17 protein-coding genes are annotated in these 18,796 nt (G+C 61.7%); 3 read left to right on the top strand and 14 right to left on the bottom strand.

The window, feature by feature from the left end; translation table 11 throughout:
• The 7 genes from hscA to trmJ form a co-directional block, all read right to left on the bottom strand.
• On the bottom strand, positions 1 to 1,851 hold the full coding sequence (hscA, locus tag IMX17_RS21385) for a Fe-S protein assembly chaperone HscA (protein ID WP_193550204.1): 1,851 nt from the start codon (positions 1,849 to 1,851) through the stop codon (positions 1 to 3).
• A 32-nt stretch (positions 1,852 to 1,883) separates the two neighbouring features.
• Entirely contained in the window at positions 1,884 to 2,405 is a 522-nt protein-coding gene (gene hscB / locus IMX17_RS21390; RefSeq protein WP_033644094.1) for a co-chaperone HscB, read from the bottom strand.
• A gap of 62 nt (positions 2,406 to 2,467) precedes the next feature.
• The gene (gene iscA, locus IMX17_RS21395) at positions 2,468 to 2,791 is read right to left on the bottom strand and encodes an iron-sulfur cluster assembly protein IscA (RefSeq protein ID WP_004941410.1); all 324 of its coding nucleotides are present in this window, start codon (positions 2,789 to 2,791) and stop codon (positions 2,468 to 2,470) included.
• Positions 2,792 to 2,845: 54 nt separating this feature from the next.
• On the bottom strand, positions 2,846 to 3,232 hold the full coding sequence (gene iscU / locus IMX17_RS21400; protein WP_004941408.1) for a Fe-S cluster assembly scaffold IscU: 387 nt from the start codon (positions 3,230 to 3,232) through the stop codon (positions 2,846 to 2,848).
• A gap of 24 nt (positions 3,233 to 3,256) precedes the next feature.
• Positions 3,257 to 4,471 (bottom strand): cysteine desulfurase, encoded by a 1,215-nt coding sequence (gene iscS / locus IMX17_RS21405; RefSeq protein WP_046897756.1) that lies wholly within the window; start codon positions 4,469 to 4,471, stop codon positions 3,257 to 3,259.
• Between the two features lie 54 nt (positions 4,472 to 4,525).
• Complete coding sequence (gene iscR, locus IMX17_RS21410; RefSeq protein ID WP_004941404.1) at positions 4,526 to 5,020, bottom strand: Fe-S cluster assembly transcriptional regulator IscR; 495 nt, start codon at positions 5,018 to 5,020, stop codon at positions 4,526 to 4,528.
• A 193-nt stretch (positions 5,021 to 5,213) separates the two neighbouring features.
• On the bottom strand, positions 5,214 to 5,948 hold the full coding sequence (gene trmJ, locus IMX17_RS21415) for a tRNA (cytosine(32)/uridine(32)-2'-O)-methyltransferase TrmJ (protein ID WP_025303916.1): 735 nt from the start codon (positions 5,946 to 5,948) through the stop codon (positions 5,214 to 5,216).
• A gap of 119 nt (positions 5,949 to 6,067) precedes the next feature.
• On the opposite strand from trmJ, the gene suhB reads away from it, so the two are divergent.
• Complete coding sequence (suhB, locus tag IMX17_RS21420; protein WP_033644096.1) at positions 6,068 to 6,871, top strand: inositol-1-monophosphatase; 804 nt, start codon at positions 6,068 to 6,070, stop codon at positions 6,869 to 6,871.
• A gap of 57 nt (positions 6,872 to 6,928) precedes the next feature.
• On the opposite strand, the gene IMX17_RS21425 is transcribed toward suhB, so the two are convergent.
• Together IMX17_RS21425 and IMX17_RS21430 are read right to left on the bottom strand one after the other, a co-directional pair.
• Complete coding sequence (locus IMX17_RS21425; protein ID WP_193550205.1) at positions 6,929 to 7,951, bottom strand: nickel/cobalt transporter; 1,023 nt, start codon at positions 7,949 to 7,951, stop codon at positions 6,929 to 6,931.
• Complete coding sequence (locus tag IMX17_RS21430; RefSeq protein ID WP_193550206.1) at positions 7,942 to 8,577, bottom strand: DUF1007 family protein; 636 nt, start codon at positions 8,575 to 8,577, stop codon at positions 7,942 to 7,944. Before IMX17_RS21430 ends, IMX17_RS21425 begins: the two co-directional genes overlap by 10 nt.
• Positions 8,578 to 8,758: 181 nt before the next feature.
• Between IMX17_RS21430 and csiE the strand changes: the two genes are divergently transcribed.
• Entirely contained in the window at positions 8,759 to 10,024 is a 1,266-nt protein-coding gene (gene csiE, locus IMX17_RS21435) for a stationary phase inducible protein CsiE (RefSeq protein WP_046897759.1), read from the top strand.
• Here the strand turns inward: csiE and IMX17_RS21440 are convergent, their stop codons facing one another.
• Together IMX17_RS21440 and glyA are read right to left on the bottom strand one after the other, a co-directional pair.
• Positions 10,025 to 11,170 (bottom strand): 3-phenylpropionate MFS transporter, encoded by a 1,146-nt coding sequence (locus tag IMX17_RS21440; RefSeq protein WP_046897760.1) that lies wholly within the window; start codon positions 11,168 to 11,170, stop codon positions 10,025 to 10,027.
• A gap of 156 nt (positions 11,171 to 11,326) precedes the next feature.
• Positions 11,327 to 12,580 carry a serine hydroxymethyltransferase gene (gene glyA / locus IMX17_RS21445; RefSeq protein WP_025303922.1) on the bottom strand — a complete coding sequence of 418 codons (1,254 nt, stop codon included), beginning with the start codon at positions 12,578 to 12,580 and terminating at the stop codon, positions 11,327 to 11,329.
• 357 nt (positions 12,581 to 12,937) lie between these two features.
• Here glyA and hmpA point away from each other — a divergent pair, with 357 nt between their 5' ends.
• Entirely contained in the window at positions 12,938 to 14,128 is a 1,191-nt protein-coding gene (gene hmpA, locus IMX17_RS21450) for an NO-inducible flavohemoprotein (RefSeq protein ID WP_193550207.1), read from the top strand.
• Between the two features lie 37 nt (positions 14,129 to 14,165).
• On the opposite strand, the gene IMX17_RS21455 is transcribed toward hmpA, so the two are convergent.
• The 3 genes from IMX17_RS21455 to patD all read right to left on the bottom strand — a co-directional run bounded on the left by IMX17_RS21455 (position 14,166) and on the right by patD (position 18,767).
• Entirely contained in the window at positions 14,166 to 15,350 is a 1,185-nt protein-coding gene (locus tag IMX17_RS21455) for a cytochrome c (protein ID WP_193550208.1), read from the bottom strand.
• Complete coding sequence (locus IMX17_RS21460; protein ID WP_193550209.1) at positions 15,347 to 17,257, bottom strand: FAD/NAD(P)-binding protein; 1,911 nt, start codon at positions 17,255 to 17,257, stop codon at positions 15,347 to 15,349. The genes IMX17_RS21455 and IMX17_RS21460 overlap by 4 nt, the downstream gene beginning before the upstream one ends.
• An 85-nt stretch (positions 17,258 to 17,342) precedes the next feature.
• The gene (gene patD, locus IMX17_RS21465; protein ID WP_015378788.1) at positions 17,343 to 18,767 is read right to left on the bottom strand and encodes an aminobutyraldehyde dehydrogenase; all 1,425 of its coding nucleotides are present in this window, start codon (positions 18,765 to 18,767) and stop codon (positions 17,343 to 17,345) included.
• Positions 18,768 to 18,796 lie beyond the last annotated feature (29 nt).

Consider the following 18,796-nt stretch of genomic DNA (forward strand, 5'->3'; position numbering starts at 1 on the left):
TTAAACCTCATCCACAGAATGGCCAGCCAGCGCGCGGCGAATGGAAGCGTCCATGCGGCGCGCGGCAAAATCTTGCGTTTGTGCATCTAATGTTTTGATGGCGTCTTCGATAGCGGCGGGGTCTTCACCCTGCGCCGCCTGCTGCAACGCCTGGGTCGCGGCGGCGATCGCCTGGCTTTCCGCCTCGCTCAGCAGCGCGGCGTCGGTGGCCAGCGCGCCCTGCAGGCTTTCCAGCACCCGCGCGGCTTCCACGCGTTGCTCCGCCAGCTTGCGCGCGCCCACGTCGTTTTGCGCGTTGGCCATCGAATCCTTGATCATGCCGGCGATTTCGCTGTCCGACAGGCCGTACGACGGCTTGACCTGAATAGAGGCTTCCACGCCGGTGGATTTCTCCATCGCGGTGACGCTCAGCAGGCCGTCCGCATCCACCTGGAAGGTGACGCGAATGTGCGCGCCCCCGGCAGGCAATGGCGGCAGGCCGCGCAGCGTGAAGCGCGCCAGCGAACGGCAATCCTGCACCAGCTCGCGCTCACCCTGCAGCACGTGGATCATCATCGCGCTCTGGCCGTCTTTAAAGGTGGTGAACTCCTGCGCGCGCGCCACCGGAATGGTGGTGTTGCGCGGGATCACTTTCTCCACCAGGCCGCCCATGGTTTCGAGGCCCAGCGACAGCGGGATCACGTCCAGCAGCAGCATGTCGCTGTCCGGCTTGTTGCCCACCAGAATGTCGGCCTGGATCGCGGCGCCGATGGCGACCACTTTATCCGGATCGATCGCCGTCAGCGGCGTACGGCCGAAGAAGGCGCCCACTTGCTCACGCACCAACGGCACGCGGGTGGAGCCGCCGACCATCACCACTTCCAGCACCTCGTCGGCGGCGACGCCGGCGTCTTTCAGCGCGCGGCGGCAGGCCATCAGCGTGCGCTTCACCAGCGGAGCGATCAGCGCTTCAAACTGGGCGCGGGTCACCTCGCCCTGCCAGCCGGCCACCTCGACGCGCACGCTGTCGGCATCGCTCAACGCGATTTTGGCGGCGATGGCGGCATCCAGCAGTTGGCGCTGCACGCCGTGGTCGCTGCGATCGGCCACGCCGGCCTGTTCGCGCAGCCAGTCGGCCAACAGGTGATCGAAGTCGTCGCCGCCCAGCGCGGAATCGCCGCCAGTGGCCAGCACTTCGAACACGCCGCGGCTGAGACGCAGAATGGAGATATCAAAGGTGCCGCCGCCCAGATCGTAAACCGCGATCACCCCTTCCTGGCCGGAATCCAGCCCGTAGGCGATCGCGGCCGCGGTCGGTTCGTTCAGCAGACGCAGGACGTGCAGGCCGGCCAGACGCGCCGCGTCTTTGGTGCCCTGGCGCTGCGCGTCGTCAAAGTAAGCGGGAACGGTGATCACCACGCCGTCCAGCTCGCCTTCCAGCGCCGCTTGCGCGCGCGCGGACAGGGCCCGCAGGATATCGGCGGAAACGCCGACCGGGTTAACCGCGCCGGCGGCGGTGACGATCAGCGGCAGGCCGTTGTCGCTGGCCTGGAATTGGTACGGCAGGTTCGGGTAACGTTGCTGCACGTCCGCCAACGAGCGGCCCATCATGCGTTTGATGGAGCTGACGGTATTGGCCGGATCCTGCGCCGCCTGTTGGCGCGCCTCCCAGCCGACGCGCTGCGCGTCCGCCTGATAATGCACTACCGAAGGCAGCAAATGGCGACCCTGTTCGTCGGCCAGCGTTTCCGCTTGCCCGCTGCGCACCGTGGCGACCAGCGAGTTGGTGGTGCCCAAGTCGATGCCGGCGGCCAGACGTCGCTGGTGCGGCGCGGCGCTGAGGCCAGGCTCACTAATTTGTAATAAGGCCATGTTGAAGCTTCCACAATCAGAATCAGAAGGTGTTACTCAAAACCCAGCAGTTTTTCTTCGAGTTGTTCAACCTGTTGCTGGAGTTTGTCCAAGAAGCGCAGCTTGCGCACGGTGTCGGCGGCGTCCGCCCACTGCTCACTGTCCAACTGCTGCAGCATCAGCGCGCTGCGCTGTTTGACCGAAGCGGCCAGCCGCGCGCCGAAATCGGCCAGCAGGCTTTCCGCCTCCGGCTTGCGCTCAATGGCGTCGAGCTCTTCGCGCAGTTCCAGCTGTTCCATCAGGAACGCGGTGTCGCGCATCGTATGCTGTTCGTTGCCCAGATCGAAGCCGTGCAACGATAGCATATACTCCGCGCGTTTTAACGGGTGCTTCAGCGCCTGGTAGGCTTCGTTGATGGTCGCCGCCTGCTGCAACGCCATCAGGCGTTCGCGCTCCGGCTGGTTGGCGAAACGATCGGGGTGGAATTGGCGCTGCAGATCCTGGAAGCGGGACGCAAGCAGGCTGCCGTCCACGGTGTAGCGAACTGGCAGCCCGAATAAAGTAAAGTAATCCATAGCGTGCTCTGGGCGTTAGCGGATGAAGTTCCCCCGCCGAAACGGGGGAGCACGATGGACTGTCAGACGTTGAAACTCTCGCCGCAGCCGCACTCGCTTGAGACGTTCGGGTTGTTGAACTTGAAGCCTTCGTTCAGGCCTTCCTTAACGAAATCAAGCTCGGTGCCGTCAAGGTAGACCAGGCTCTTGCCGTCGATGATCACCTTGATGCCTTTGTCTTCAAACACGATGTCGTCATCGTTGGCTTCGTCAACAAATTCCAGCACGTACGCCATCCCGGAGCAGCCGGAAGTTCGCACTCCCAGACGCAGGCCGAGACCTTTGCCGCGGTTCGTCAAAAACGCCTGAACACGCTGCGCAGCGCTGTCGCTCATGGTAATAGACATCACAACCTCACACTTCACATCAAAGCCCGGCGCGGCCGGGCCGACTCAGACAAATTACTTGGCGCTATGCTTGCTCTTATAGTCGGCAATCGCTGCTTTGATGGCGTCTTCAGCCAGGATCGAGCAGTGAATTTTGACCGGCGGCAATTCCAGCTCTTCGGCGATCTGGGTGTTTTTGATCGCTTCAGCCTGATCGAGCGACTTGCCTTTCATCCATTCGGTCACCAGCGAGCTGGAGGCGATGGCGGAACCGCAGCCGTAAGTTTTAAAGCGCGCGTCTTCGATGATGCCTTCATCGTTAACCTTGATTTGCAGCTTCATCACGTCGCCGCAAGCCGGCGCCCCTACCATGCCGCTGCCGACGGTAGGATCTTCGTTGTCGAAAGAACCCACGTTGCGCGGGTTTTCATAATGATCGATTACTTTTTCGCTGTAAGCCATGACCTTGCTCCTGAAACCTGAGAATTAATGATGCGCCCATTCGATGCTGTTGATGTCCACGCCCTGCTTGAACATCTCCCACAGCGGGGACAGATCGCGCAGACGGCCGATGGATTTACGCACCAGTTGAATGGTGTAGTCGATCTCTTCTTCCGTGGTGAAACGCCCCAGGGAGAAACGGATCGAGCTGTGCGCCAATTCATCGCTCATGCCCAGCGCGCGCAGCACGTAGGACGGCTCGAGGCTGGCGGAGGTACAGGCTGAACCGGAAGAAACGGCCAGGTCTTTCAGCGCCATGATCAGCGACTCGCCTTCAACGTAGTTGAAGCTGACGTTCAGGATGTTCGGTGCGCCGTGCTCCAGATCGCCGTTCAGATACACTTCTTCCATATCTTTCACGCCGTTCCACAGACGATCGCGCAGAGTGCGCAGACGCGCCATCTCTTCGGTCATCTCTTCTTTGGCGATGCGATAAGCTTCGCCCATGCCGACGATCTGGTGGACAGGCAGGGTGCCGGAACGCATGCCGCGCTCGTGACCGCCGCCGTGTACCTGCGCTTCGATGCGGATGCGCGGCTTGCGACGCACGTACAGCGCGCCGATGCCTTTCGGGCCATAGATTTTGTGGCCGGAGAACGACATCAGGTCGACTTTCAGCTTGCTCAGATCGATAGGCAGTTTGCCCACGCTCTGGGTGGCGTCAACGTGGTAGATGATACCGCGCGCACGGCACATTTCGCCGATCGCGTCGATATCCTGCACCACGCCGATTTCGTTGTTGACGTGCATGATGGAGACCAGGATGGTGTCATCGCGCATCGCCGCTTCGAGATCCTGCAGGCTGATGATGCCGTTGCTCTGCGGCGCCAGGTAGGTGACTTCAAACCCTTCGCGCTCCAGCTGACGGCAGGTGTCGAGCACGGCTTTATGTTCGGTTTTGCTGGTGATGATGTGCTTGCCTTTTTTCTGGTAGAAATTGGCAGCGCCTTTGATCGCCAGGTTGTCGGATTCGGTCGCCCCGGAGGTGAAGACGATTTCGCGCGGATCGGCGCCCACCAGTTCGGCGATTTGGTTACGGGCGATGTCTACCGCCTCTTCCGCCTGCCAACCGAAACGGTGGGAACGGGAAGCCGGGTTGCCGAAAGTGCCGTCCAGGGTCAAAAACTGCATCATCTTCTCAGCAACGCGCGGATCAACCGGCGTCGTTGCTGAGTAATCCAGATAAATCGGTAATTTCATTGCTCTTGTGCTCCGTACATCACTTCCAAAAACTAAAATAATTTCGCCAGCTGCTTATGCGCGCAGATTAACGTTGATAGTTTCTTGCGGACGACCGTTGGCCGTGCGGCGCGTATCGTTGTTTTGACGATCCGCCACCACCAGCACTTCCTGGTTGTTGACCAGTTCAGCCAGCGTAATGTTGTTCAGGAACCCGCTGATGCGCTCGCTCAGATCGCGCCACAGGGCGTGGGTCAAGCAGCGATCGCCGCCCTGACAGCCTTCTTTGCCCTGGCAACGGGTTGCATCTACCGATTCATCGACGGCAGTGATGACAGCGCCAACGGCGATCTCACCCGCGTCTTTACCCAGCAGATAACCACCGCCCGGACCGCGCACGCTGGCCACCAGGCCATTCTTGCGCAGACGGGAGAATAATTGTTCCAGATAAGAGAGCGAAATACCCTGGCGTTCGGAAATGTCCGCCAGTGGCACCGGCCCTTCCTGGGAATGCAGCGCTACGTCGAGCATAGCGGTTACGGCATAACGGCCTTTGGATGTCAGTCTCATAGCTCAATGGTTACCTGTTGGTCAAATATGGCCGAAAGTCTGACATTCCTGAGTAAAACAGTCAACTATTTAACCTAGTAATTAACTCAAGTATTAGCACGTTTTGAACTTAGCAAGAGCAAAGGTATATAAAATACATGTTATAACCTTTGGATAACTAATACTATTGTCGCCCACCGTTATGCCGCATCAATTAATTACCTTGATGTTTATCCTGTTTCTCGATCGAAGTCAGCATGCCGCGCAGGATATTCAGCTCCTGCCCTTCCGGGCGCGCGCGGGTGAACAGCCGACGCAGGCGGCTCATCACCTGGCCCGGATGGGACGGGCGAATGAAGCCGGTACGCTGCAGCGTCTGCTCCAGGTGCTGATAGAAACGCTCGAGGTCGTCCACCAGCGGATACGGCGTCTCTTCCAGCTGCGGCGCGCCCGCCTGTTGGCGATCGAGGTAAGCCACGCGCACTTCGTACGCCAGGATCTGCACCGCCATCGCCAGGTTCAGCGAGCTGTAGTCCGGGTTGGCCGGAATGGCGACGTGGTAGTGGCACTTCTGCAATTCATCGTTGGTCAGCCCGACGCGTTCACGGCCGAACACCAGCGCCACCGGCGCGTGCTCGCCCTCGTGCACCGCGCGCACGCCGCATTCGCGCGGCTCCAGCATCGGCCACGGCAGGGTGCGAGAGCGCGCGCTGGTGCCCACCACCAGGCTACAGCCGGCGATGGCGTCATCGAGGGTATCGACGATGGTGGCGTTGCCGATCACGTCGCTGGCGCCGGCGGCCAGGGCGATGGCCTGAGAATCGGGTTTGATCAGCGGATTAACCAGATAAAGGTTGGTTAACCCCATGGTTTTCATGGCTCTGGCGGTCGAGCCCATGTTGCCGGTATGTGAAGTCTCTACCAGAACAATGCGGATATTGTGCAGCATACAAACTCTGAGCGTGGCGGAAAATCGCAGCATCTTAACACAGCCGTAGGCAATTTGCCGAACAGCTGCTATACTTCGCGCCGTTTCCTGTTCTTTAACATCCTAGTTGGAAGATACCCATGCATCCGATGCTGACTATCGCCGTGCGCGCTGCGCGCAAGGCCGGTAACCTGATTGCCAAAAACTACGAAACCCCGGACGCTGTAGAAGCGAGCCAGAAAGGGACCAATGACTTCGTCACCAACGTCGATCGCGATGCAGAGCATCTGATCATCGACGTCATCCGCAAGTCTTATCCGCAACACAGTATCGTGAGCGAAGAACGCGGTGAGCTGATCGGCGAAGATCGCGATGTGCAATGGGTGATCGATCCACTGGATGGCACTGCAAACTTCATCAAACGTTTCCCTCATTTCTCCGTTTCCATCGCCGTACGCATCAAAGGCCGCACTGAAGTGGCCGTGGTTTACGATCCGATGCGCAACGAACTGTTCACCGCCACGCGCGGTCAGGGCGCCCAGCTCAACGGTTACCGTCTGCGCGGCACCAACGCCAAAGATCTGGATGGCACCATCCTGGCGACCGGCTTCCCGTTCAAAGTCAAACAGCACGCAACGCCTTACATCAACATCGTCGGCAAGCTGTTCACCCAGTGCGCGGACTTCCGCCGCACCGGTTCCGCTGCGCTGGATCTGGCCTATGTGGCCGCCGGCCGCGTAGACGGTTTCTTCGAAATCGGCCTGAAGCCGTGGGACTTCGCTGCGGGCGAACTGCTGGTGCGTGAATCCGGCGGCCTGGTCACCGACTTCGTCGGCGGCCACAACCACTTCAGCTCCGGCAACGTGGTCGCAGGCAACCCGCGCGTGGTGAAAGCCATGCTGGCCACCATGCGTGAAGAACTGAGCGAAGCGCTGAAGCGTTAATCGCCAGAAGCGAATCGAAAAAAAAGCGCTGCCGATGCAGCGCTTTTTTTATGCCAGTCAGCGGGAGAAGGGGCGGATACCGCCGCCGAATTCCGGCTGCGCGCTGACGTACAGCAACAGCCCGGCGGCCAACAGGATCAGCCCCCCGGCCAGCGCCAACGCCCCCCAGGCCACCGCGCTCCAGGCGGCGGGCGCGCGCGAACGGCTGAGGCGCACCGCCAGCCGGCGGCTGTAATGCACCAGCAGCGCCAGCATGGAGATGGTCAACGAGGTGCCGAACGCCATCGCCAGCGCGGAGATCACTCCCCAGCCAAACACGCCGATCACCTTGGAAAACAGCAGCACCAAAATCGCCCCCGAACAGGGACGAATGCCCATCGCCAGCACGATGGCGGTCTGGGTGCGCCAATCGCTTCCCGCCTGCAGCTCGCTGTCGCTCGGCAGATGCCGGTGGCCGCAGCCGCAATCGGCGCTGTGCACATGCTCCGCCGCCAGCGGCGTCAGGCTGTTGATGCGCAGCGCCGGCGCCGGGCGCATCGCCTTGATCGCCGCAAACAGACGTTTCAGCGCGCGCCAACTCAGCAACACGCCAAGCAACATCACCAGAATAAAGCTGCCCTTCTCCAGCCAGAAGCTGCTTTGGTGCAGCTGGCGCGAAGAGAGCTGCAATACCACCAGCATCAGCGTGACCAGCGCGATCGCCACCCCGCCCTGCACCAGCGAAGCGGCAAAGGTCAGCTTCAGGCTGCTTTTCAGCCGCGCCGGGTGAGTGGCCAGATAGGTGGCGATCACCACTTTGCCGTGGCCGGGGCCGAGCGCATGCAAAACGCCATAGCCGAGGCTGAACAGCACCAGCGCCAACCCTGCCTGCTGCGGCGCGGCCTTCACCTGCTGCAACAACCCCGCCATCTGCTGGTGCAGCGCTTTTTGCCATACCACGCTCTGCATCAGCAGCTGCGGCCAATAGTGCCACGCCAGCAGCGCGGCGGCCGCCAGCGCCAGCGTGAACGGCAGCAGCGGCCACAGGCCGAAAGCCCAGTGGCGCCGGTTTATCGTCGGTTGCGAGAGATTCAGCGACATTGCAGCGTCACCCGCTGGGCGAACTGCTGCCCCAGCGCCAGGTCTTCACCGGGCGAGTCGTTCTTGTCGAGCGACAGCGCATAGGCCTGCAGCGACGCATTCGGCTTCGGCGTCATCAGCTTGTAGCTGCACTGCTGCGCCATCTCCGGCGGCAAATGCAGCGCATTTTGGTCTTTATAGGTCATATCCACGAAATAAGTCGGATCGTAAGTAGAAAGCTCGAACGGCTTGCCCGCCAGCGGCTGCGGCTCGGCCAACGGCAGCACGAACTCCAGCACCGCCTGGTTGCCCTGGCGCGACAGGTGATATTCGCTGGGCAAGTTCAGGTATTTCACCGGTTTACCGCCGCGGTAAAGGTCGGTGAAATAGTGCTGCCCCAGCACGTTGGCCATCACTTCCGCCGCCAGCTTTTTCCACACTTCCGAATCGCTCTTGGCGTTTTTCGCATCGTAGAGCAGATCCGCCGAGGTGATTTCATCCATCACCCACATCATTTTCAGGCCGACCAACCGCTGGTCCTTGGCGACGAAGGTAGTGTTCATATCGATAAAGCTGTGCGGATGAGCGATCGCACCGGCGCTGAACACGGCGCCAAAGGCAGCCAAAAGTCGACGTAACTTCATCATTATCCTGCTTTACCTATATTTGTTATAACGTAACACAAATAAATGTCGAACGGCCCGCCTCTGCCGGCGATATTTGTGACGAAAGTTGTAAGCCGAAGTAAAAGCCGCGCGTTAACCCTGCCGGCACAAAGCCTTTTGCTATGCTTAGGCATAATCGCAACCTTTTATGCCGGAAGGTGATATGAGCCTGGACACCTCTCCCGTGCCTGAGCTCTCCGGACAACAACGGCGCTGCCATCTGCTGCTGATGCTGTACACGCCGGAGCCCGAGTTACAGCTGGAGACCCTCAGCCGAATCAATGGCGTCGCCCCCCCGATAACCCGGCAAGATATAGCCGAGGTGGCCAGTGAAATCCAGCGTTTCCACCATCTGGAGATCGCCGTCGATCCCGACCATGGCTACCGATTGAGGGGCAGCGCGCTCAACCAACGCCTGTGCCTGCTCCATTGGCTAAGGCGTACCCTGCGCTGCAGCCCGCGGTTCGTCGAAGACGATTTCGCCCCGCGCCTGCGGCAAGCGCTGGCGGCCGATGCCGAGTCGATATCGCTGTTGGCCCAGGCGCTCGACGCCTGCGAGCCGCTGCTCAATCGTCACTTTGACGCGCGCGACCGCCAATTCCTGCAGCATTATCTGCTCTACTGCGCCTGGCAAAACCGCCTGCAGCAACACCCGCGTTTCGACGCCGTTCAGCGCGACTGGCTGCGGCAAAAACCGGAGCAGCAAGCCGCCGCCTGGCTGCATCAGACCTGCAACCGGCTGTTTAACCAGCCGCTGCACGCGGACGAGCGCGATTTCCTGGCGCTGACCTTCACCCTGTTGAAAAGCCACAGCTACCACAGCAACGACTCGGCGCATGAGCAGCGGTTGATGACGGCGATCGACAGCATGGTCGAGCGATTCCAGCAGCTGTCCGGCATGGCTTTCAGCAGCAAAGCGGAGCTGGTCAGCCAGCTGTTCGCCCATCTGGCGCCGGCGCTGGAGCGCTGCCGTTTCGCCATCGGCATCGACAATATGCTGCTGGAAGAAGTGGTGCGCAAATACCCGCGGCTGATGCGCACCACGCAGGAAGCGTTGAAACCGCTGGAGCAGGAGTACGGCGTGCATTTTTCCAACGAAGAGGCGGGCCTGGTGGCCATCAGCTTCGGCGCCTGGCTGATGCAGGACAACGCGCTGCAGGAAAAACAGGTGCTGCTGCTGACGCTGGATAACCCGCAGTTGGAAGAGGAAGTGGAATATCAGATCCGCGAGCTCACGCTGCTGCCGCTGAACATCAAGTATCTGCCGCTGAGCGACTATCTGTGCGGCGGAGCGCCGCAGGGCGTCACGCTGGTGATCACCCCCTACGCGGCGGTGCACAGCGCTCCGCACCCGCCGCTGATCTATACCGAACTGCCGCTGGAAAACCGCCAGCGCCAGGCCATCCGCGCGCTGCTGGAAGCCCCTTAATCACCGGCTGACGCTGACCGCCGGCGGCCGGATGAACAAGGCCGGCACCGCGACCGCCGCCATCACCCAGAACACCCCGCCCTGCCAATGTTCGAACAGGAACCCGGCAATGACCGTCATGACGGCGATACCGCCGCCCATCGCCAGCGCCGAATACACCGCCTGCAGTTGGATCACCTCTTGCCCCTGGCGCGCGGCGATAAAGCGCATCGCCGCCAGATGGCAGACGGTGAAGGTGCCGCAGTGCAGGATCTGGATCAGCAGCAGCCAACCCAGCTCGGTGCTGTAGGCCATCAGGCTCCAACGCAACACGCCGCAACAGGCGGAAAGCAGCAGCAGGTTGCGCGCATTCCAGCGGCGGAACAGCACGTTGCTGCTGGCGAAAATAATCACTTCCGCCACCACGCCCAGCGACCACAGATAACCGATGGTCGAGGCCGAATAGCCCGCCTCCTGCCAGTAAATGGAGCCGAAGCTGTAGTAACCGGCGTGCGCGCCCTGCAGCAGCGTGACGCACAACAGGAAGCGCCACACCGGCCCTTCTTTCAACAGCGCCCACAGCGAACGCTCGGCCCCACCGTGCGTGCGCGCTTCGCCCTGCGGCATCACGCTCGGCTTCAGCAGCATGCCCAGCAGCATCGCCAGCACGCTTAGGATCAGGCTGTAGAGAATGGCGTTATGGCCCCACACCGCCACCAGTTGCCCGGTCAGCGCCGAGCCGATGACGAACGCCAGCGAGCCCCACAGCCGCACCCGGCCGTAGTCCATGCGGATTTGCTTTTGCCAGGTGGCGGCCAGCGCGTCGGTCAGCGGCACCAGCGGCGAGAAGAACAGGTTGAACCCCGCTATCACCAGCATCAGCCAGCCCCAGCCGTTGCCGAAGCAGAAGCCAACTGCGAAAGCCAGGGTCAGCAGCGCCAGCAGGCGCAGCGCGGAAACCAGATGAGAGGGATCTTTAACGCGGGGAGCAATCAGTAAACTGCCGAGGAAGCGGGCCACCAAACCGGCGCCGAGCAATATGCCGATGGTTTCGGGCGCGATGCCCTCGCCTTTCAGCCACACGCCCCAGAACGGTAAGAAGATGCCATAGGAAAAGAAGTAGGTGAAATAACTGAGCGCGAGCCAACGCGTGGATTGCAGAACCATGATCCCTCCGGAGTGAGGGCAATACTTTGACAGAGCTCACACCTGCCCGCAATCTTCATTCCACGTCAATGCGTTAGAGTGCCAGACAGCTCACAGTTTGCCGCGAGCGGCCACAAAAAAACCCGCCGCAGCGGGTTTTTTCAGGCAAAAGCGGGATTAGGCGTAAACCGGCAGGCGGGCGCAGATATCCAGCACTTTCTTCTTGGTGCGTTCGATGGTGGCTTCATCGTTGATGTTGTCCAGCACATCACAGATCCAACCGGCCAGTTCGCGCACGTCGGCCTCTTTGAAGCCGCGACGGGTCACGGCCGGGGTGCCGATACGCACGCCGGAGGTGACGAACGGGCTCTTCGGATCGTTCGGCACGCTGTTTTTGTTGACGGTGATGTTGGCACGGCCCAGGGCGGCGTCCGCTTCTTTACCGGTCAGGTTTTTGTCGACCAGATCCAGCAGGAACAGGTGGTTATGTGTGCCGCCGGAGACCACTTTGTAGCCGCGCTGCAGGAACACGTCCACCATCGCCTTGGCGTTGACCGCCACTTGCTGCTGGTAAACCTTGAACTCAGGCTCCATCGCTTCTTTCAGCGCCACCGCCTTGCCGGCGATCACGTGCATCAGCGGGCCGCCCTGGCCGCCAGGGAACACGGCGGAGTTCAGCTTCTTGTACAGCTCTTCGTCGCCGCCCTTCGCCAGGATCAGGCCGCCGCGCGGGCCCGCCAGGGTTTTGTGGGTGGTGGTGGTGACGATGTGCGCGTGCGGTACCGGGTTCGGGTACACGCCGGCGGCGATCAGGCCGGCCACGTGCGCCATGTCGACGAACAGATAAGCGCCGATGCTGTCGGCGATTTCGCGCATTTTGGCCCAGTCAACCACGCCGGAGTAAGCGGAGAAGCCGCCGATGATCATTTTCGGCTTGTGGGTTTGCGCCTGTTTGGCCAGATCGTCATAGTCGATTTGACCTTTGTCGTCGATGCCGTAAGGCACCACGTTATACAGTTTGCCGGACAGGTTAACCGGGGAACCGTGGGTCAGGTGGCCGCCGTGCGCCAGGTTCATGCCCAGAATGGTGTCGCCCGGCTGCAGCAGCGCGGTGTAAACGGCGAAGTTAGCCTGGGAGCCGGAGTGCGGCTGCACGTTGGCGTAATCGGCGCCGAACAATTCTTTGGCGCGGTCGATAGCCAGCTGCTCAACGATATCCACGTATTCGCAGCCGCCGTAGTAACGCTTGCCCGGATAGCCTTCAGCGTATTTGTTGGTCAGCTGGGAACCCTGAGCCTGCATCACGCGCGGGCTGGTGTAGTTCTCAGACGCGATCAGCTCGATGTGCTCTTCCTGACGCACCACTTCCTGCTCCATGGCACGCCACAGTTCCGCATCGTAATCGGCAATGTTCATTTCACGCTTTAACATCCGGCATCTCCTGACTTAAATCAGCTAACTAAAAAATCACCAAATAACTACCCGTTTGGGTTCTGGGCCACAGTGTAAACCGTTTCGCCCTACCGAAGATAGGTCTTGACAGAGGTTTTTACGCAAACGATTGGCATAAGGCGGCGCAAGGCTTTGATCCGCGAAACGCTGCCGTTTATCAACGGACATTTCCTCATGCGAACAATGCGCTTTTTTCATGTTCTGTGAGCGCGATCGACGCCCGAAGAACACCGCAACGAAAACAAGGGTATTTACAAGCGGCGTGCAACCCAATAAGATGCATTTAAAATACATCATTAAGATTCTCGTCAAGATCCCAACCCAAGGAGAGCTCCCATGCTGGATAGCCAAACCATCGCCACCGTGAAATCCACCATCCCCCTGCTGGCTGCAACCGGGCCGAAGCTGACCGCCCACTTTTACGATCGCATGTTCGCGCACAACCCGGAATTGAAAGACATTTTCAACATGAGCAATCAGCGCAACGGCGATCAGCGTCAGGCGCTGTTCGACGCCATCTGCGCCTATGCCGCCAACATCGAGAACCTGGCGGCGCTGCTGCCGGCGGTGGAGCGCATCGCGCAGAAGCACACCAGCTTCAATATTCAGCCGGAGCAGTACCAAATCGTCGGCGGCCACCTGCTGGCGACGCTGGACGAAATGTTCAGCCCGGGCCAGGAAGTGTTGGACGCCTGGGGCAAAGCCTACGGCGTGTTGGCCAACGTATTTATCCAGCGTGAAGAGCAGATTTATCAGCAGAGCGAAACCGACAACGGCGGCTGGCGCGATCTGCGCGCATTCCGCATCCTGAAGAAACAGCCGCAGAGCGACGTGATCTGCAGCTTCGTGCTGGCGCCGGTGGACGGCGGCCGGGTGGCGGACTTCAAACCGGGGCAATACCTGGCGGTCTACATCAAGCACGACAGCCTGGAACATCAGGAAATTCGCCAGTACTCGCTGACCGCCTCGCCGAACGGCGAGTTCTACCGCATCGCGGTGAAGCGTGAAGATCAGGGGAAAGTGTCCAACTACCTGCACCGGCAGGCGCAGGAAGGCGACGTGATCGACATCGCCCCGCCGCACGGCGACTTCTTCCTCGACGTGGCGCCGACCACGCCGGTGGCGCTGATCTCCGCCGGCGTCGGCCAAACCCCGATGCTCGGCATGCTCAACAGCCTGCACGACAATCAACACCAGGCGCCGGTCCACTGGCTGCACGCGGCGGAAAACGGCAGCGTGCATGCCTTTGCCGAGGAAGTGGCGGATATTGCCGGGCGCATGCCGAATCTTAGCCGCCATGTGTGGTACCGCGAGCCTGGCGCCGATGACGTGGAAGGCCGCGACTACCACAGCCGCGGATTGATGGATTTGAGCGCGCTGCGCGCCAGCCTGGCCGATCCGCAGATGCACTATTACTTCTGCGGCCCGGTGGCCTTCATGCAGTTCGTGGGCAAACAGCTGCAGGAAATGGGCGTAGAGGCCGAACGCATCCACTACGAATGCTTCGGCCCGCATAAGGTGCTGTAATGCTTGCGGAGCGCGGCCGTCAGACCGCGCTCCCTCTTCATTTCGCCTGCAGTTGGCGCGCGTCCTGCACCTGCTGCACCGTTACCGGCGCCGCCTGGTTGCCCCAGCTTCCCCGCAGATAGCTCATCAGGTCGGCCGCCTGCCGGTCGTTCAACGCCCAGCCGTAAGCCGGCATCCCGAGCGCCATCGCCTGCTGCGTGATCGGGGTATGCGCCCCTTCCAGCACCACCCGCAGCGCGGTCAGCGGATTGTCCGCCGTTACCGTGGCGTTGCCCGCCAGCGCCGGGATGATGAAGTCGGTGCCCTCTCCCTTATTGCCGTGGCAGGTAGAGCAGTACATCGCATAGGTCGCCTTGCCGCTCGGGTTATCCGCCTGCGCAGCCTTCGAGGCGGCCCCGGTGACGGTGTCCGGCGTCAGGCTGCGCAGGTACACCGCGATGGCGTTCAGATCGCCGGCGCTGAGGTACTGCGTACTGTGTGTCACCACCTCGCTCATCGGCCCGGCGACCGCCGCATGGCGGCTGCGGCCGGTTTTCAGCAGCGCCGTCACCTCTTCCGGCGGCAGGCCGCGCAGGTTGGAAGCGTACCAACCGTCCAGCTCGGCGCCGCTCAGAAATACCGGTTCCTTGCCGTCCAGTCCCTTCTCCTGCATCGCCCAACCGCGCGGCGTATGGCAGCTGCCGCAGTGGCCCGCGCCCTGCACCAGGTAGGCGCCGCGGTTCCACTCGGCGCTTTGCTGCGGATCGGCCTGATACGGCTGGTCGTCGTGGAACAGCTGGTTCCACACCGCCAGCGGCCAGCGCATCGACAGCGGCCAAGTGATATCGCTGTCGCGGTTGGCGACGTTCTGCGCCGGCACCTCGTTCATCAGATAGTCATACAGCGCGCGCATGTCTTCCGTGCTCATTTTGGCGTACGAGGTGTACGGCATCGCCGGATAAAGCCGGTGACCGTCTTTGGCGATCCCCTGACGCATGGCGCGATCGAACTCTTCGAATGAGTAAGCGCCGATGCCGTGCAGCTTGTCCGGCGTGATGTTGGTGGCGTAGATAGCCCCGAGCGGCGTCGGGAACCTCATGCCGCCCGCCAATTCGGCGCCGCCCGGCGCGGTATGGCAGGCGGTGCAGTCACCGGCTTTGGCGACGTATTCCCCGGCCGACATCGCCTGGGCCGAGCCGCCGGCGGCCAACAGGCTCAACAGGTACAGTGAACGCAGACTCATGCTCCCTCCTTGGCGGCAACCTTGCCGTAGGCCAGTTCGTTAACCGCGCGCCACGCCTGATCGATCGCCGAGTTGGCGTACGGGCTCCAGTCGGCATCGGAGTTGGCGATAGCGATCTTGCCGATCGGCTGCCGCGCCGTTTCGATGATTTTCTTGGCTTCGTCTTCGTCGTCAAACAACCCGTTGAGGAAGTAGGAGTAACCGTGCGACCAGCGGTTGACGGTGATCGCCTGAATGTCGCGCTGATGATCGAAACCGGCCTCGCCCAGCATGCCCTGCAGCTGTTCGCGGATCATCTGCTCGTGCACTTCGAACGGCGTGCCCAGCAGCAGCGCGCGCCCTTTGCGCGACTGTTCGCGCGTGCTGAGGCCGCTGCCCGGCAGCGTCGGCACATACACCATATGCAGGCCGATCGGCCGATCCGGATCGCGCGGGTGCTGATAGCCGCCCATGCTCACCGGATAATCCAGCTTCACGCGGCTGTACGGCGCGGCCGGCGAATAGACCTCGTGCACGCCCAGCTTGATGAACGGCTGCCAGTTGCGGATCACCACCTTGCTGTACACCAGCGGCGCCTTGACGTTCTGCTTCAGCGCCTCCTGCTGCTCGTGCGCCATCTCCGGCACCAGATACGGGATCATCATGTTGTAGCCGGCCATCACCACCTGCCCGGCGCGCACTTTGGTCATCTTCTCGCCGGTCATGTAGGTGACTTCCACCTTGTCGCCGACGTTGGCCGCGTGCAGCCCGGTGCTGTTCAAGCGCAGCTTCACCGGCGATTCCGGCCGATCGAGCTGGCTGTAGTCGAATTTAGCCAGCACCACGTCGTTCATGTCCTTGCCGGCCGGCGCCACCGCCGGGATCAGCTGGCGCACCATCAGGCGCGCCAGCGTGGCGTTGCCGTCCGGGAAGTGGAACACGTAAGGATCGTCGAGATCTGCCTGCGACTCTTCGTCCAGCGGCGGCAGACTCATGCCGTTCAGGCCCGGCAGATCGCAAATGCGCGCATCGCTGCACGAGGTGCCATCGATGCCCACCGCCTGGAAATCGTTGGTGGTCTGCTGGAAATAACGGATCGCCAGCTCGCTCAGCCCAACCTTCTCGCGCAGGAACTGGGTGTAGCTGTGGGTGTCGAGCCATTCGACCTTCTGCTCCAGCGTCATCTCCGGCAGATAATCCTTCTCCACCGTGTGCAGCGCGATCAGCGCCTGGCGATCGCTTTCCGGCAGCGGGAAATCGCCGATGAACGCTTCATAAGAGCGGCCGTTGAGGCGATCGCGCGGGATGTCGTCCGCCACCGTGCGGCCCGGATCGCCGCTCACCACCTTGTCGACGCCGAAGTTCTTGCGATCGAAGTAAACGCCGCGGCTCAAATTCAAATCCGGGTAGAAGGTGGTGTCGAAAGCCTGTTCCAGTTGGTCTATATCGACGCCGAGCTTGCGCAGCAGCCCCATCGCCACCGGGCTGAAGTTGGAGCGCGGCGACTGCAGCGATTCGCTGCCGCCGTAGCCGAGCAGCATGCCGTCGTCGCTGTTGAACTCGTTGCGCTTGGCGTGGCCGCCGAAGTCGTCGTGGTTGTCGATCAAAAGAATGCGCTGCTGCTCGCCCTTCAGCTGCTGCCAGAAACAGGCGGCCGCCAGCCCGCTGATGCCGGCGCCCACCACCACCAGATCGAACTCTTCAACGGCGGGCACGCTGCCGAAATCAAAGGTTTTGCCGTCGCGCCCCAGCTGGTGCGCATGCTCGAACGAGCCCGGATGGTTACCCCGCAGCCCGGTCAGCGCCGGCGGGTAGTACAGGGTTTGATTGGCGGTTTGCGGCGACGCGCGCAAGATTTGCAGCGGCGTCAACCCAGCGGCGATGGTGATCGCCACCCCGTTGAGAAAATCGCGTCTGGTGATACCCATATAGGCTTCCTTTCAATTTTTATTATCATCGGCCGGCCGGGGCCGGCCCAAAGGCCGCGCTATTGTGCGGATAATTATTGTAAAATCAATGTTTGAACATCACATGACGAATGGCCGTGTAATCCTCCAGCCCGTACATCGACATATCCTTGCCGTAGCCGGACAGTTTCTGGCCGCCGTGCGGCATCTCGCTCACCAGCATGAAGTGGGTGTTCACCCAGGTACAGCCGTATTGCAGGCGGGCGCTTAAGCGATGTGCGCGGCCCACGTCGCGGGTCCATACGGACGACGCCAGCCCGTAGTTGGATTCGTTCGCCCAGGCCAGTACCTGCTCTTCGTCGTCGAACGGCGTCACCGTCACCACCGGGCCGAACACTTCGCGCTGCACGATCTCGTCTTCCTGGCGCGCGCCGGCCAGCAGCGTCGGCTGGAAATAGTAGCCCGGCCCCTTCACCTTCTCGCCGCCGGTGACCACCTGCACATGCGGCAACGCTTTGGCTCGCTCGACAAAACCGGCCACCCGCTCCAGATGCTGGGCGGTAATCAACGGCCCCAGCTCGGTGCTCTCGTCGTCCGGCGCGCCGATCTTCAGGCTGGCCACCGCCTCGCCCAGCCGCTTCACCAGCTCGGGATAAATGCTTTTCTGCGCGTAGATGCGGCAGGCGGCTGTGCAATCCTGGCCGGCGTTGTAGAACCCAAAACCGCGAATGCCGTCCACCACCTGCTGAAGATCGGCATCGTCGAACACCAGCACCGGCGCCTTGCCGCCCAGCTCCATATGGGTGCGTTTAATGCCGGCGGCGGTGTGGGCGATGATGTGCTCGCCGGTGGCGATCGACCCGGTCAGCGACACCATGCGCACCTTGTCATGTCCGGTCAGCCGATCGCCGACGCTGGCGCCGCGCCCGAACAGCACGTTGAGCACGCCCGGCGGGAACAGCCCGGCGGCCAGTTCGGCCAATTTGAAGGTGGTCAGCGGCGTCTGCTCCGAAGGCTTGATCACCACGCAGTTGCCCGCCGCCAAGGCCGGCGCCAGTTTCCAGGCCGCCATCATCAGCGGGTAGTTCCACGGCGCGATCGAGGCCACCACGCCGAGCGGATCGCGGCGGATCATCGAGGTGTGCCCGGCCAGATACTCACCGGCCGCCATGCCGGTCAGGCAGCGGCTGGCGCCGGCGAAGAAGCGAAATACGTCGGCCACCGCCGGCAGCTCGTCGTTCAGCACGCAGTGATAAGGCTTGCCGCAGTTGAGCGACTCCAGCCTGGCGAAGGTCTCGGCATGCTCGTCGATCAGATCCGCCAGCTTGAGCAGATGCTCGGCGCGCTCCTTCGGCGTGGTTTGCCCCCAGGCGGCGAACGCGGCGTCCGCCGCCAGCACCGCACGATCGACCTGCTCCGGGCTGGCCTCCGCCACCTGCGCGATCACTTCGCCGGTCGCCGGGTTATACACCGGCTGGGTCGCGCCCTGGCCATTCACCAGTTGGCCGTCAATCAACAGTTGGCTTTGCATAGGGTTATCCTTTTGTCAGAGGTCGGGTA

This window comes from Serratia sp. X3 (assembly GCF_014982455.1).
Classification (GTDB): domain Bacteria; phylum Pseudomonadota; class Gammaproteobacteria; order Enterobacterales; family Enterobacteriaceae; genus Serratia; species Serratia ureilytica.